Source organism: Aliicoccus persicus, from assembly GCF_900110815.1.
In the GTDB taxonomy this organism is placed as follows: Bacteria; Bacillota; Bacilli; order Staphylococcales; family Salinicoccaceae; genus Aliicoccus; species Aliicoccus persicus.
This window is the reverse complement of record NZ_FOIT01000001.1, coordinates 596719-611470: the sequence shown is the minus strand read 5'-3', so window position 1 is coordinate 611470 and position 14752 is coordinate 596719. Positions and strand designations below refer to the sequence as shown.

13 protein-coding genes and 1 pseudogene are annotated in these 14752 nt (G+C 39.3%); 13 read left to right on the top strand and 1 reads right to left on the bottom strand.

Annotated elements, in window-relative coordinates; all coding sequences use genetic code 11:
• Positions 1-49: 49 nt before the first annotated feature.
• Positions 50-721 (top strand): helix-turn-helix domain-containing protein, encoded by a 672-nt coding sequence (locus tag BMW30_RS02985; RefSeq protein ID WP_091473754.1) that lies wholly within the window; start codon positions 50-52, stop codon positions 719-721.
• 20 nt (positions 722-741) lie between these two features.
• On the top strand, positions 742-1608 hold the full coding sequence (locus BMW30_RS02980; protein WP_143248972.1) for an IS3 family transposase: 867 nt from the start codon (positions 742-744) through the stop codon (positions 1606-1608).
• Positions 1609-2051: 443 nt separating this feature from the next.
• Here the strand turns inward: BMW30_RS02980 and ggt are convergent.
• A pseudogene (ggt, locus tag BMW30_RS02975) lies at positions 2052-3809 on the bottom strand (gamma-glutamyltransferase); the annotation flags it as partial.
• A gap of 188 nt (positions 3810-3997) precedes the next feature.
• Between ggt and nrdR the strand changes: the two are divergent.
• The 11 genes from nrdR (at position 3998) to BMW30_RS02920 (ending at position 14752) form a co-directional block, all read left to right on the top strand.
• Complete coding sequence (gene nrdR / locus BMW30_RS02970) at positions 3998-4453, top strand: transcriptional regulator NrdR (RefSeq protein ID WP_091473749.1); 456 nt, start codon at positions 3998-4000, stop codon at positions 4451-4453.
• A gap of 4 nt (positions 4454-4457) precedes the next feature.
• The gene (locus tag BMW30_RS02965) at positions 4458-5756 is read left to right on the top strand and encodes a replication initiation and membrane attachment family protein (RefSeq protein WP_091473747.1); all 1299 of its coding nucleotides are present in this window, start codon (positions 4458-4460) and stop codon (positions 5754-5756) included.
• 5 nt (positions 5757-5761) lie between these two features.
• On the top strand, positions 5762-6688 hold the full coding sequence (dnaI, locus tag BMW30_RS02960) for a primosomal protein DnaI (RefSeq protein ID WP_091473745.1): 927 nt from the start codon (positions 5762-5764) through the stop codon (positions 6686-6688).
• A 299-nt stretch (positions 6689-6987) separates the two neighbouring features.
• On the top strand, positions 6988-8916 hold the full coding sequence (gene thrS, locus BMW30_RS02955) for a threonine--tRNA ligase (protein WP_091473743.1): 1929 nt from the start codon (positions 6988-6990) through the stop codon (positions 8914-8916).
• 189 nt (positions 8917-9105) lie between these two features.
• Positions 9106-9639, top strand: coding sequence for a translation initiation factor IF-3 (gene infC, locus BMW30_RS02950; RefSeq protein WP_180366197.1), 534 nt, complete (start codon positions 9106-9108; stop codon positions 9637-9639).
• Between the two features lie 20 nt (positions 9640-9659).
• The gene (gene rpmI, locus BMW30_RS02945) at positions 9660-9863 is read left to right on the top strand and encodes a 50S ribosomal protein L35 (protein WP_091473739.1); all 204 of its coding nucleotides are present in this window, start codon (positions 9660-9662) and stop codon (positions 9861-9863) included.
• A 23-nt stretch (positions 9864-9886) separates the two neighbouring features.
• Positions 9887-10246 (top strand): 50S ribosomal protein L20, encoded by a 360-nt coding sequence (gene rplT / locus BMW30_RS02940; RefSeq protein WP_091473737.1) that lies wholly within the window; start codon positions 9887-9889, stop codon positions 10244-10246.
• 199 nt (positions 10247-10445) lie between these two features.
• Complete coding sequence (locus tag BMW30_RS02935; protein WP_091473734.1) at positions 10446-11522, top strand: M42 family metallopeptidase; 1077 nt, start codon at positions 10446-10448, stop codon at positions 11520-11522.
• A gap of 3 nt (positions 11523-11525) precedes the next feature.
• Complete coding sequence (locus BMW30_RS02930) at positions 11526-12263, top strand: TrmH family RNA methyltransferase (protein WP_091473732.1); 738 nt, start codon at positions 11526-11528, stop codon at positions 12261-12263.
• A gap of 6 nt (positions 12264-12269) precedes the next feature.
• Entirely contained in the window at positions 12270-13517 is a 1248-nt protein-coding gene (gene hflX / locus BMW30_RS02925; RefSeq protein WP_091473731.1) for a GTPase HflX, read from the top strand.
• 5 nt (positions 13518-13522) lie between these two features.
• Entirely contained in the window at positions 13523-14752 is a 1230-nt protein-coding gene (locus tag BMW30_RS02920) for a methionine gamma-lyase family protein (protein ID WP_091473729.1), read from the top strand.

Here is a 14752-nt window from a genome sequence, read left to right as displayed (position 1 = left end):
TTAAGTTTACAGATGAAATAAAAAATCTGTAAACTTAAGGGGATTTCTTATGGCTCGACATAGAAGTTTTGAAGAAAAGAAATACATCGTCGACTATTACCTGAATCATGGCGACATAGAAGGAACTGCTGAAAAATTTGATATAGGTACTACAACACTTCAAGATTGGGTAAAGAAATATTTTAATTATGGCGAAGCATCATTAGTCGTTAGATCGCAGCACACGAGCTACTCTTCTGATTTTAAACAAATGGTTGCCCATGAGTATTTGCAGGGAGATGATAGTTACCAAACACTCGCTTTAAAGTATAATATTCCGGCAGGTACAACAGTCAGAAAGTGGGTTCTGCAGTATACTGAAGGTAAGAAAACTAAGTCTACCTTTGGAGGCTCACACACTATGACAAAATCTAGAAAAACTACGTATGAAGAACGCTTAAAAATAGCAGAATATGAAGAGAGTCATGATATTACGATACGTGAACTTTCAGAGCTTTTTGAAGTCTCATATCAGCAAGCATATAGCTATGTGAAAAAATACCAAACGTCTGGTGCCTATGGTCTAGAAGATAAGCGCGGTAAACGTAAACCTAAGAGCGACTGGACCGAGATTGATCAATTAAAAAGAGAATTGGAAATTGAACGTCGTAAACGTCGGAAAGTCGAGGTTGAAAATGCCTTTTTAAAAAAGTTGGAAGAACTCGAGAGGAGACGCAAGTAAGCCGAGTTCGAGGACGACGTATTCATGATGCGATTACAGAATTACACAGAGCAGGCTACTCTATCTCAGAACTGTGTGAAGTCGCTAACATCACGCGTCAAGCATATTATCAGTATCGAAAAAGAAAGAAACCATTATATGAAATAGAGAACGAGACGATTGGCGCAACTATCGCAACCTTATATGTAAAATATAATGGTGTACCGGGCTATCGTACGATGCGCCACTTAGTGAATCGTCAACTCAACACATCTTATGGTAAGGGACGTATTTTAAGAATCATGCGCATCATGGGAATTAAATCTGTGACCCGAAAAAAGAGGATATCACGTACAATGAAGGCTGGCCTGTGTATTGCGGAGAATAGTCTGGGCAGACAATTCATCTCGAAATTTAAGAATGAGAAGTGGTTAACAGATGTGACCGAATATAAATTGAAGAATGGTCGTCGTGTATTCATGTGTGCCATTATGGACCTATTTGATAACAGTATTGTAGCCCATCAATTTAGTTACACGAATAACAACAAGCTTGTATTTGAGACATTAGAAGCTGCGCTCGCAAGTAATCCAGGTGCATCACCAATGATTCATAGCGATCGTGGATTTCAGTTCACATCATATGGTTTTAGAAAGATTTTAAAAGCTCATGGCATGACACAGAGTATGTCTCGTGTCGGTAAGTGTATTGACAATGGCCCGATGGAATCATTTTTTGGTAAGCTTAAAGCAGAACGATATCATCTTGTAAGAAAGCAGAGTGGATACCAGACTTATGAACTGCTTGTACAAGATTTGAACGAATACATCCAGTTTTATAATCATGAACGTCCACAAGATGTGTTATCAGGCTTAACACCATATGAATTGAGAAGTATTGCGGCATAAAAAACTGAGATTCGAACACTTCGAATCTCAGATAAAATTTATTTTATTCCACTGTAAACTTTAACGATAGCAGGTCACTACATTGACCTACTCCTGTTTTAAATTATATAGATATATTAAGCTGCGTCGTCTTCTTCAGTAGCATCGTCTTCTTCAGTAGCATCGTCTTCTTCAGTAGCGTCGTCTTCTTCAGTAGCATCGTCTTCTTCAGTAGCGTCGTCTTCTTCAGTGGCATCGTCTTCTTCAGTAGCATCATCTTCTTCAGTAGCATCGTCTTCTTCAGTAGCATCGTCTTCTTCAGTAGCGTCGTCTTCTTCAGTGGCATCATCTTCCTCAGTAGCGTCGCCTTCTTCAGTAGCGTCGTCTTCCTCAGTACCATCTTCTTCCTCAACACCGTCTTCTTCAGTACCTGCATCATCAGTGCCGTCGCCTTCAGCTGCACCACTTAAACCAAATGCGGCACCGTTACGGCTTGTATCTGCGACACCATAATACTCGCCAGTTTCTCGGTCAATTAAAATACTATTGACGTTACCAATATCAACCGGTTCTTCGAATAGGTGACCGAGTTCACGTAAGCCTTCTAGTACTTCTTCAGAGATACCTTCTTCAAAACGATACGATTCAACATTGTTCGTGTAAATTCTTGGTGATTCAATTGCATCTTTTAATGCCATATCATATTCAAACACGTTTAGGATTGTTTGGAATACAGATGTGATAATTGTTGGACCACCTGGTGAACCGACTGTTAATACTGGTTCGCCATCTTGGAACACAATTGTTGGTGACATACTACTTAAAGGACGTTTGTTCGGCTGTACTTCATTCGCACCGCCTGGCTCTGCATCAAAGTCTGTCAACTCGTTGTTAAGTAAAATACCATGACCATCGACCATGATACCTGAACCAAATACTTGCTCGATTGTTGTCGTGTAACTTACAACGTTACCGTCACCATCTGCAACCGTAAAGTGTGTCGTTTCACCGACTTCACGATCATCTGCTTTTGCAAATAAGTCGTAATTTAACGCAACATCTTCTTCATATGCAGTTGGGTCACCAGCTTCTGGTTCTTCATTCATTTCATCTAAGCTGATTGTTGCAGCACGTTCTTCGATGTAAGCTGGATCAAGTAACCCTTCGATTGGTACTTCTACGAATTCTGGGTCACCCGCGTACATACCTCTATCAGCGTAAGCTAAATGCATCACTTCAGACATGATATGATATTTTTCAACTGAATCGAAGTCATATGCTTCTAAGTCAAAATGTTCCATCATTTCTAACATTTGGAGTAAGAAGATACCACCTGATGATGGTGGCGGCATGCTCGCAATGTCATAACCTTTGTATTGACCCCAAATTGGATCGTCTACTGTGACTTCATAGTTTGCTAAATCATCAACAGTCATTGAACCACCAAACTCTTGAACAGTTGCGGCAATTGCTTCAGCAATTTCACCGTTGAAGTATGCATCTGCACCTTCATCACTTACCGTTTGTAGTGTTGCAGCGAGATCCGTTTGTACGAGTAAGTCACCTTCAGCAAGTGGCTCACCGTCAACAAAGAATACAGCTTCACTACCTGGTGAAGCGAGCAATTTCTCTGAACTTGATTCAATCGCGTTTGCAAGGTAATCATCGATTGGGAAACCATTTTCAGCTAAATAAATCGATGGTTCCATCAGCTCAGCAAAATCAACAGTACCCCACATTTCATGTGCTGTTTCAAGTCCACGTAATGTTCCTGGTACACCAACTGAAGTACCACTCATCACGCGTTCTTGGAATGGAATTGGTTCGCCATCTTCATCTAAGAACATATCAGGCGTTGCACCTTCTGGTGCACGTTCACGTGAGTTGACGATTGTCGTTTCGCCAGTTTCAGCATCATATACCATCATGAAACCACCACCACCGATTCCTGACATCATCGGCTCAACAACGTTTAGCGCAAATTGCATGGCAATCGCAGCATCTACTGCATTACCTCCATTTTCTAGAACTTCTAAACCAACTTCTGAGGCAATAGGGTGTGCAGATACGACCATGCCGTTGTCTGCTGTTGCTTCGTTGTTTCCTTCGCTGTAATCCGGAGTGTAACGATCGTCTTGTGCGGAGACAACAGGAGATAGGGCGCTTGTGGCAATAAGTGACGTCATGAACACCGTAAATAATTTCTTCGGTGAACTTTTCATTGAATCAGCTCCTCTATAAATTTGAAATCGATTTCATTTTACCAATACGAAATAATTTTATCAACTGAATCGCGTATAAATATTTAAAAATCAGTAGGTTCTTTCATTTGGTTGATTGGTATTTATCAGTCTTAAAACCAGTGAATTTATGGTATAGTTATACTTATTATGTAGGGGGTGTAATTCAAATGAAATGTCCGAATTGTGCACATCAAAATTCAAAAGTAATTGATTCTAGACATGCTGAAGATTTGGAGTCAATTCGCAGGCGTAGAGAGTGTGAATCTTGTCATGCACGCTTTACAACATTTGAAAGAATTGAGTTATCACCTTTGGTCGTTGTTAAAAAGGATGGTACGAGAGAAGTATTTAATAGAGAGAAAGTGTTAGATGGTTTAATACGTGCGTGTGAAAAGCGACCTGTGTCTTATGCAGAGCTTGAGCAACTGGTGGAGCGGGTTATTCAACAGCTACGTAACTTAAACCAAAGCGAAGTGTCATCGAATGAAATCGGTGAAGCGGTTATGAAAGAGTTAGTTGAACTCGACCAAGTTGCATACGTTAGGTTTGCATCGGTCTATAAAGAATTTAAAGATATTGATCAGCTCAAAGAAGTGCTGATACATTTAACAAAGAAATCGTGATTCTATGAATTATAATGAACAAATTAAACCAAATACAGAGTTTATGATCTATCATCCTTCAGAGTTAAATAATGGGGATATTGAACGACTCAACCATCTGTACTTACCAATTGTAGGTTCAGAAGCAATCATGACGTTTTTATATTTTAATCATTTTAAAACGGATAATGAAACACTTTCCATCAATCTTCACCACACACTGCTAGATGGTTTAAGCACGACACTGTCAAAACTTCAATTATCAATCGAGCGATTGGAAGCTGTAGGACTAGTGAAGACGTATCAGTCAACAAAGGAACATGATGATCTGTTGATTTATGCGTTGCAGTTGCCGATGTCTGCTGCGGAATTTTTTAACGATACAATTCTCAGCTTCTATTTGCATCGTAAAGTCGGTAAGGGTGCATACAAAGTGTTACTTGAGCGCTTTACTTACCCGAAGCTTCCGAGCAATGTCGTTGAGATATCGAAAACGTTTAAAGAAGTGTTTGATACGACAGATGTTGAATCTGTCTCAATGACTTCACCGAATCTTCGTAGTCAGAGGGTGAGTCAAGGGGTTAATATTGATCCGGATGACTTTGATTTTGATGTCCTATTCACGCATTTGAAAGGGACGAAAATCGACCGCTCATTTTTCGATAAGAAGTCACGTCTTTTAATTGCACAGCTCTCACTATTATTTAAACTGAATGCATACGATATGAAACTCATACTTATGGATAGTACCAGTACACAGTTTGGTATTGATGCACGTAAGTTAAAGCAGAATGCGAGAAAATATTATCAGCGGGAGAATAAGAATCGCTTACCGAATGTGTCCGGCCAAAGTAAAGAAGAAACGTCAGATAACTACTTTGATAAGTTAGAGATGATTAATCCTCTAGACCGAATTGCAACTGTGAGACAACATGCACCACATGATGAAGATTTAAAAATCATTACTGAATTGTTGACACGGTTTTCGTTTACACATGGGGCAATCAATGTTTTGCTAGAATATGTGTATCAGCAACTCGACGGTGAATTGCCGTATAGCTACGTTATTAAAATTGCGAGCAACTGGCATGAGGCTGGCGTAACGAACGCCCAAGATGCTTTAAAAGAAATTCAAAGTTTCAAAGAGAAACAAGAGAAATTTAAAACATCAAAAACATATTCCAAAAAAGATCGACCAGGTGAAGTACGACCGGCTTGGCTCGATCAACAAACAGATGATAATAATACAGAGGGTAGTCAAGCGTCAGTCGATGCAGATGAAGAGTTTGATGCACTCTTGAATTACTTTAAGAAAGGGGAGTGATTGGAATGAAGCGAATCAATAACTTTCTTGCGATTAATAGAGAGACAGAAGAGATGTACCAAGAAACATTAACACGTGTGTTACAACACCCAAAAACAAAAGCGCTTATTCAAGAGAATGATAATGTGACACCGCAGATGATTGAAAATGATCTGTTGGTCGTTGATGAATATATACGTGCCCATTCTGAAGATGTACCATGTGAATCAGTTGAGGCTTGTACAAATAATCCGAAGGGTTATACACCGAAAGTAGATGTCCGCAACAATCGCATCCATTTGATCTATGAACCGTGTGAATCGAAAAAACGGGAAGATGAATATCATCGTCGTAAGCAACTAATCGATGCACAGTTTGTCTCACAAGATATTAAAGATGCAACATTTGAATCCATTCAGCATTATCCGAACACGAACCGTAAAGATGTGCATCAGCAACTGATGAAAAAAGCGTTTGATATCATCAATGAGAAACACCATAAAGGATTGTACTTACATGGTAAGTTTGGCGTCGGTAAGAGTTATTTCTTAGGCGCACTTGCCAATGAGATCTCAAAATATCATATTTCTTCTGTGTTGTTATATGTGCCGGAGTTTATCAGCAGATTGAAGGGTGGATTTAGCGACGGTTCAACACAGCGTTTGCTCGATACGGTCAAGACTGCTGAAGTGTTGATCCTTGATGATCTTGGTGCTGAAGATGTTACGCCTTGGGTACGAGATGAAGTCATTTCGAATATTTTGCATTATCGCATGGTGGAACATTTACCGACGTTCATCTCATCGAACTTTACGATGGCAGAAATTGAGATGAATTACCGTAAGACACGAGATAATGGCGTTGAGGAAACGAAGTCGAGACGTATTTTAGAACGCTTGCGCGCACTGTGTGATGAAGTTGAGTTAAAAGGTGACAATTACCGCAACAAATAAGACTTCTTATTTACAATATTCAAAATTCGTCGTATAATTGCTTTAATTTCATGAATAGTATCTAGAGGATATGATACGATGATTACTTTTTCAGAGAGTGCATGTTGGTGTGAATGCATAGAGTGTCATTGATGTTACTCCCTCGTATGTGTTGGTTAATACCAGCCGGTCTACCCGATAACGTAGGTTCAATTAGGCATAGTTATATGCGAAGTTGGGTGGTACCACGAGAAACTCGTCCCTTGTTATAGGGGGCGAGTTTTTTATTTACTATTTATAGCTCATAGGAGGATAAAGACATGGCAGAAATTAATATTACATTTCCAGACGGAAATATTAAGGCGTTTGAATCTGGCACGACTGCTGAAGACATTGCATTTTCGATTAGCCCTGGGTTAAAAAAGGCTGCACTTGCTGCAAAACTTGATGGAGAGATGTACGATTTAACGCGTCCAATAGAGAGTGACGCAACGATTGAACTAATTACAAACAAAGATGATCTCGGCTTAGAAGTTTTACGCCATTCAACGGCACACTTAATGGCTCAAGCATTAAGACGTCTTTACGGTGATGTTAAATTCGGTGTTGGTCCTGTAATCGAAGAAGGTTTCTTCTATGACTTTGATATGGAAGAAAATATCTCAGAAGAAGATTTACCGAAGATTGAAAAAGAGATGCAGCGTATCGTTGATGAGAATGTGGCGATTAAACGTCATGAGCTATCACATGCTGAAGCACGTGAACTGTTTAAAGATGACGAGTATAAGCAGGAGTTAATCGATGCGATTCCTGAAGGTGACGAACTGACTGTGTATGAACAAGGTGAATTCACTGACCTTTGTCGCGGTGTCCATGTGCCTTCAACATCAAAAATTAAAGTGTTTAAATTATTATCGACTGCAGGTGCATACTGGCGTGGAGACTCTGATAACAAGATGTTACAGCGCATTTACGGTACAGCGTTCTTCGATAAAAAAGATTTAAAAGCATACTTAAATTTACTTGAAGAACGTAAACAACGCGATCATAGAAAAATTGGTAAAGACATGGAGCTCTTTGCAACGTCACAAGCTGTTGGTGCGGGACTACCACTATGGTTACCAAACGGTGCGACAATTCGTCGAGAAATTGAACGCTACATTGTCGACAAAGAAGTATCACTTGGCTATGAGCATGTCTATACACCAATTATGGCAAATGTTGATTTATACAAAACAAGTGGACACTGGGAACACTATCAGGAGGACATGTTCCCACCGATGGAAATTGGTAATGAACAGCTTGTACTTCGTCCAATGAACTGTCCACACCACATGATGGTATACAAACAAAAGCCACATTCATATCGTGAATTACCGGTGCGTATTGCGGAACTTGGGTTAATGCACCGCTATGAGGCAAGTGGGGCAGTGAGTGGCCTGCAACGTGTGCGCGGGATGACGTTAAACGACGCGCACGTATTCGTTCGTCCAGACCAAATTAAAGACGAGTTCAAACGCGTGGTTCAACTTATTATTGATGTCTACAAAGATTTTCAGTTTGAAGATTACTCATTTAGACTGAGCTATCGTGATCCTGAGAACACAGAGAAGTACTTCGATGATGACGATATGTGGAATAATGCAGAAGCGATGCTTAAAGAAGCGGTTGATGAAATGGGATTAGAATACGTTGAAGCACTCGATGAAGCTGCGTTCTATGGACCGAAGCTCGACGTTCAAGTAAAAACAGCAGTCGGTAAAGATGAGACACTTTCGACAGTTCAACTGGACTTCTTATTACCTGAACGCTTTGACTTAACATATGTCGGTCAAGATGGTAAATACCATCGTCCAGTCGTTATTCACAGAGGTGTGGTTTCAACAATGGAGCGCTTTGTTGCATACTTAACGGAAGAGTTCAAAGGTGCATTCCCATTATGGCTTGCACCACAGCAAGTGGAAATTATCCCAGTAAATAACGACCTTCACTATGATTATGCAAAAACATTGCAAGAAGAGTTACGTTCATACGGTGTACGTGTTAATATTGACGATAGAAATGAAAAGATGGGGTACAAAATTCGTGAAGCACAGATGCGAAAAGTACCATACCAAGTTGTGATTGGAGATAAGGAACTCGAAAATCAATCGGTGAATATCCGTCGCTATGGACGGGAATCGCAAGAGTCGATGGAGCGTGAAGATTTCATCTGGAAAATCGTTGATAAGATCAGACTTAAAAAATAGTTGACAATTATACATGATTCGTGTAACATTATAAGAGTTGAATGAACGAACAAGAAGAAGCAACCCTTCTCACCTGCACGCCTCAATTGCGCAAGCAGGTTATCCTATTAATACCTAACAAGTGTTTAGGTAACTTTGGGGCGGGTTGCGTATGCAACTCGCTCTTTTTGTTCGTTTAAATTTATGGAGGTGTCAACAATAGCAAAAGATCAGACGTTTATTAATGATCAGATTCGTGCAAAAGAGCTTCGATTAATCGGACAAAATGGTGACCAACTGGGGATTAAGTCTAAAGCAGAAGCAATTGAACTTGCAGAACGCGTAAACTTAGATGTTGTACTCGTTGCACCAAAAGCAAAACCACCTGTTGCAAGAATTATGGACTACGGTAAGTTCAAATATGAACAACAGAAGAAAGACAAAGAAGCACGTAAGAAACAAAAAACAATCAGTGTGAAGGAAATCCGATTATCACCAACGATTGAAGAACATGACTTTAATACGAAGAAGAAAAATGCCATTAAATTCTTATCTAAAGAAGATAAAGTTAAAATTTCGATTCGCTTTAAAGGCCGTGCGATTACGCACAAAGAAATTGGACGTGATGTATTAAACAGATTTGCGGATGCGCTTAAAGAAGAAGCAGAAGCAACGGTTGAGCAATATCCAAAAATGGAAGGTCGCTCAATGTTTATGGTCATCGCTCCACCTAAAGAAAAATAATTAATTGAGGAGATTTTATTATGCCAAAGATGAAAACGCATAAAGGCTATGCAAAACGTGTAAAAAGAACAGCGACAGGAAAATTCAAGAGACATCGTGCATTTACTTCGCACTTATTCGCGAACAAATCAACGAAACAAAAACGTCATTTACGTAAAGCAACTTTAGTAGCTAAAGGTGATGCAAGACGTTTAACACAACTATTGGCTAGAGCGGCTAAATAATCGTAAATTAGGAGGAACTACAAATGGTACGTGTAAAAAATGGTATGACTTCTCGCAAGAGACGTAAAAAAGTATTAAAACAAGCAAAAGGTTATTTCGGAGCAAAATCTAAATTATATAGAACAGCGAAACAAGCTGTAACAAAATCAGGTCAGTACGCTTACCGTGACCGTCGTCAAAAGAAACGTGATTTCAGACGTTTATGGATCACGCGTATTAATGCGGCAGCGCGTCAAAACGACATCAGCTACAACCGTTTAATGAATGGTCTTAAAGTTGCTGGTATCGATATGAACCGTAAAATGCTTTCAGAAATTGCAATCTCTAACCCAGATGCATTTGCTGAATTAGCAACAAAAGCTAAAGACGCATTAGCGAAATAATTTAACTTTTGAATTCAGTCTTACTAAATAAAAACCACCAATTCATTCAATCCGTAAATGATAGAATGGACAGGTGGTTTTATTTATGTTCATCCATACATTAAAGATAAAAAAGCATAAAATTGTGTGTATAAATATTTCGGTTATGGAAATAATTATGCTATAGTAATGGAAGATAATCTTTTAGGAGGCAATACATATGGATAAGCAACTTCAACTATTAAAAGAAATTACAGATGTTAACGGTATCGCTGGTTTTGAGACTGCTGTTAAAGACGTGATGAGAGAATATTTAACACCAGTCAGTGATGAGTTAGTATTCGATAATCTCGGTGGTATTTTTGGTAAGAAGAAAGCTAAAAATGGTGAGCGTACAGTACTAATCGGTGGTCATATGGACGAAGTCGGCTTCATGGTGACGAGAATTGATGACAAAGGTTACATTAAATTCAATCCAGTTGGCGGTTGGTGGGGCCAAGTCATGTTATCTCAGCGCATGAACTTAACGACTGACAAAGGTGTACTCCATGGTGTCATTGGTTCTAAACCACCGCACATTCTGTCACCTGAAGATCGTAAAAAACCTGTAGATATTAAAAATATGTTTTTAGATATCGGTGTTGCGAGTAAAGAAGAAGCGGAAGAAGCAGGCGTTAAAGTCGGCGATATGATTACACCGCATTGTGATTTCATGGAAATGACAAACAAAGACTTCTTACTTGCTAAAGCTTGGGATAACCGTTTCGGTTGTGCAGCAGCAATTGAAGTGTTACAAAAATTAGATGGTGAAGATGTGAACGTTAACGTTGTCAGTGGTGCAACAGTTCAAGAAGAAGTTGGATTACGTGGTGCCAAAGTAGCAGCACATAAAGTAAAACCAGATTTAGCAATTTCAATTGATGTTGGACTCGCTTATGATTCACCTGGTATGAGTGAAGCAGATGGCGTTGGCAAAATGGGAGACGGTCCATTGGTATTCTTAATGGATTCATCAGTCATTGCACACGTTGGTTTCAGAAGACACTTCCAAAAAGTAGCTGCTGAGAAGAACATTGATGTTCAGTTAACAGCACTGCGTGGTGGTGGTACGGACTCTGGTTCATTCCACGTTGCAAACGATGGTGTGCCTTCAATCAATATTGGTGTGCCAACACGTTACATCCACTCAAACGTGTCAATCATGCATCGTCAAGACTACAACAAAGTGGTTGAATTAGTCACTGAAGTTGTGAAGAGTCTATCTGATGATGTCGTTGATGAAATTATCGGGAGATAGTTTATGCAAGAAATCATACGTTCAAAAGATAATCAAAAAATCAAAACGTTACGTAAACTAAAACAAAAAAAATTCCGTGTTAAAACCGGACAATTTTTAATCGAGGGCCAACATCTTATTGATGAGGCCCTTTCTTGCCATCAAACAATAGAAACCGTCATTATTGCTGAAAACTACACAGGTAAGACGACATACCCATCTCAAACCATCACCGTTTCAGATGCTGTAATGGAAACATTATCTTCACTTGAAACACCGCCTGGTATCATGGCGGTTATTCAGTATGTGCCAAAAGAAAGTAAGAACGAGCGCGTGCTAATGCTTGAAAATATTCAAGACCCCGGTAATATGGGTACATTGATTCGCTCAGCTGCTGCATTTAGTTTTGATACGATATATGTCTCAGAAAATTCAGTAGATGTATTCAGCGATAAAGTACTGAGAAGCACACAAGGTGCGCTATTTCACGTCAATGTAGAAACTGCAAATCTACTCGATATGGTAAAATCATTTGAAGGACGTGTTTATGTCACAGCCTTACAAGATGCTACATCTATAGATTCAGTAAAAACTAATGAAGATTCTGTGGCAGTTGTCTTAGGGAATGAAGGCAGTGGTGTGTCCGATGATCTTTTATCGTTTGTTGAAAACCGATTGAAGATTGATATGGCACCAAACATAGAAAGTTTAAATGTTGCAATAGCTGGTAGTATTATCATGCATCATTTTAAAAGGGAGTAATGGAATATTAATAAAGAAGAAAACTTTAAGGGAATTATTATCTCTGCAAATGTGCGAAAAAGTGAACATGTAGATGATCAAGTGGATGAATTGGTGCAGCTTGCAGCGTCAATTAACATTGATGTAATAGGCGTTCATGTTCAAAATATGCATGAAATCAATGCAAAATCATATGTCGGTACGGGATTTCTAGATGAAGTCGCGGAGCTATATTTTGATGAAGAGAATGAAGATGAGTCTTCGATAGATTATGTCATTGTAAACGATGAAATATCTGCAAGTCAGAATAGAAACATTGAGAATCGCTTTGATGTGAAAGTCATTGACCGAACACAAGTGATTTTAGATATTTTCTCACAGCGTGCACAATCTAAAGTCGGACAATTACAAGTAGAACTTGCTCAACTTGAATATTTAGTGCCGAGATTAAAAGGTCAAGGGATCAACTTGTCACGACTCGGTGCCGGAATCGGTACGAGAGGCCCAGGTGAATCAAAACTTGAGACCGACCGTCGTCACATCAACACGAGAATTAAAGAAATAAGAGCACAGCTTAAAGTGATTGAAGATCACCGTGAGCGATATCGTGCTCGAAGAACAATCACTGACGTTGTTAAACTGTCACTCGTCGGTTATACGAATGCGGGTAAATCAACGTTATTTAATCTGCTTGCAAAAAGTGAGACATATGAAAAAGATGAGCTGTTCGCAACGCTTGATCCGAAAACACAACAGCTTGTTTTTCCAAATGGATTCCAAGCTATTATTAGCGATACCGTAGGATTCATTCAAAATTTACCGACGACACTTATTGAGAGTTTTAAATCGACGCTTGAAGAAGCAAAAGATAGTGAGTTTTTAATTCATGTCGTCGACAACAGTGCACCAAATAGTTATCATCACTATGAAACGGTGGGAGCACTCCTTAAGCAGCTCAACATGCAGGATATTCCACAGATTGTTTTATTCAATAAGGCAGATATAGATGATACGCATCATTTTATTCCGGATTATCCACACATGTATGTGCATAAAAACATGTCAGGACACGATGTGAGAGAAGCGTTGCTTTCGCTCATGATCAAACAGATGAAGAAATATGAATTTGTGCTGAATGTTCAAGAACAAGATCATCTTTATCGTCTTAAGAGACATACAGTTGTGATGGAACAAGAATTAGATGATGATGGAAATTATCATATTAAAGGCTATGAGCCACATGGAAATTGGATCAATCGTATATTAAATAGGTGAAATAAATGAAGACTTGGACAAAACTAATCGAAGAATCGAAGCAAGAAATTAAAGAGATTATGTATGCCAATAAGCAGATTGGCCAATTTAACTTCGACAAAGTGCTCGATGCATTTGTTAATCATGGTGTAACCGATACCGATTTAAACGGAACATCTGGATATGGTTATGATGATCTCGGTCGAGATAAACTCGAAGCGATATATGCTGAAGTATTTAAAGGTGAAGATGCGATTGTTAGAACTCAAATCGTCTCTGGTACTCACGCAATCAGTTTAGTATTGCTCACTCTACTCGAGAGGGGGGACGAGCTGTTATACATTACAGGTGAACCGTATGACACACTTGAAAAAGTGATTGGGGATTCTGTGGCAGACTTTGGCACATTAAAATATAACGGTGTGAATATGAATGTCGTTCCGTTAAAAGATAATAGATTTGATATCGATAAGATTCTAAGTAGCATCAATGAAAATACGAAGATGATAGCCATTCAGCGATCTAGAGGTTACTCGAGTAGAAAGTCTGTCATGATTGATGAGATTAGAGAAGTAATCACTGAAATAAAAAAAGTTCATCATGACATCATCATATTCGTTGATAACTGTTATGGTGAGTTTGTAGAAAAAGAAGAACCATTAGAAGCGGGTGCAGATATCATTGCTGGCAGTTTGATAAAAAACCCAGGCGGTGGTCTTGCGAAAATGGGTGGCTATATCGTTGGAAAAGATGACCTTATTGAAAAAGTGAGCTATCGCTTAACCGTGCCAGGCATCGGTAAAGAAATGGGGGCCTCACTTGGAGAGCTACATGCGATGTATCAAGGTTTCTTTTTAGCACCACACGTAGTGATAGAAGCATTGAATGGCGCTGTACTGACAAGTCATGTGTTAGAAAAAGTAAATGTGACATCTGATCCAAAATTTAATGAACCAAGAACAGATCTTATTCAATCGATTATGTTCAATAGCAGTGAAGAGATGATTGACTTCGCACAATCGATTCAAAAGGCGTCACCAGTCAATTCATTGTTTGCGCCAATTCCAGATTCTATTCCTGGATACACATCACCGGTCATCATGGCTGCGGGTACGTTTGTGCAAGGTGGATCGTTAGAGTTGAGTGCTGATGGTCCGATCAGAGCACCGTACAGACTGTATCTACAAGGTGGACTCACATTCGAACATGTTGTCTATGCGTTAGAGAAAGCTCTGGAGCAACATTTAAAGTCATAA

Bases quoted from the DNA above. Each gene is read 5' to 3' on its own strand.
- BMW30_RS02985 (WP_091473754.1), top strand. From the start codon at position 50: ATGGCTCGACATAGAAGTTTTGAAGAAAAGAAATACATCGTCGACTAT.
- nrdR (WP_091473749.1), top strand. From the start codon at position 3,998: ATGAAATGTCCGAATTGTGCACATCAAAATTCAAAAGTAATTGATTCT.
- BMW30_RS02965 (WP_091473747.1), top strand. From the start codon at position 4,458: ATGAATTATAATGAACAAATTAAACCAAATACAGAGTTTATGATCTAT.
- dnaI (WP_091473745.1), top strand. From the start codon at position 5,762: ATGAAGCGAATCAATAACTTTCTTGCGATTAATAGAGAGACAGAAGAG.
- thrS (WP_091473743.1), top strand. From the start codon at position 6,988: ATGGCAGAAATTAATATTACATTTCCAGACGGAAATATTAAGGCGTTT.
- rpmI (WP_091473739.1), top strand. From the start codon at position 9,660: ATGCCAAAGATGAAAACGCATAAAGGCTATGCAAAACGTGTAAAAAGA.
- rplT (WP_091473737.1), top strand. From the start codon at position 9,887: ATGGTACGTGTAAAAAATGGTATGACTTCTCGCAAGAGACGTAAAAAA.
- BMW30_RS02935 (WP_091473734.1), top strand. From the start codon at position 10,446: ATGGATAAGCAACTTCAACTATTAAAAGAAATTACAGATGTTAACGGT.
- BMW30_RS02930 (WP_091473732.1), top strand. From the start codon at position 11,526: ATGCAAGAAATCATACGTTCAAAAGATAATCAAAAAATCAAAACGTTA.
- BMW30_RS02920 (WP_091473729.1), top strand. From the start codon at position 13,523: ATGAAGACTTGGACAAAACTAATCGAAGAATCGAAGCAAGAAATTAAA.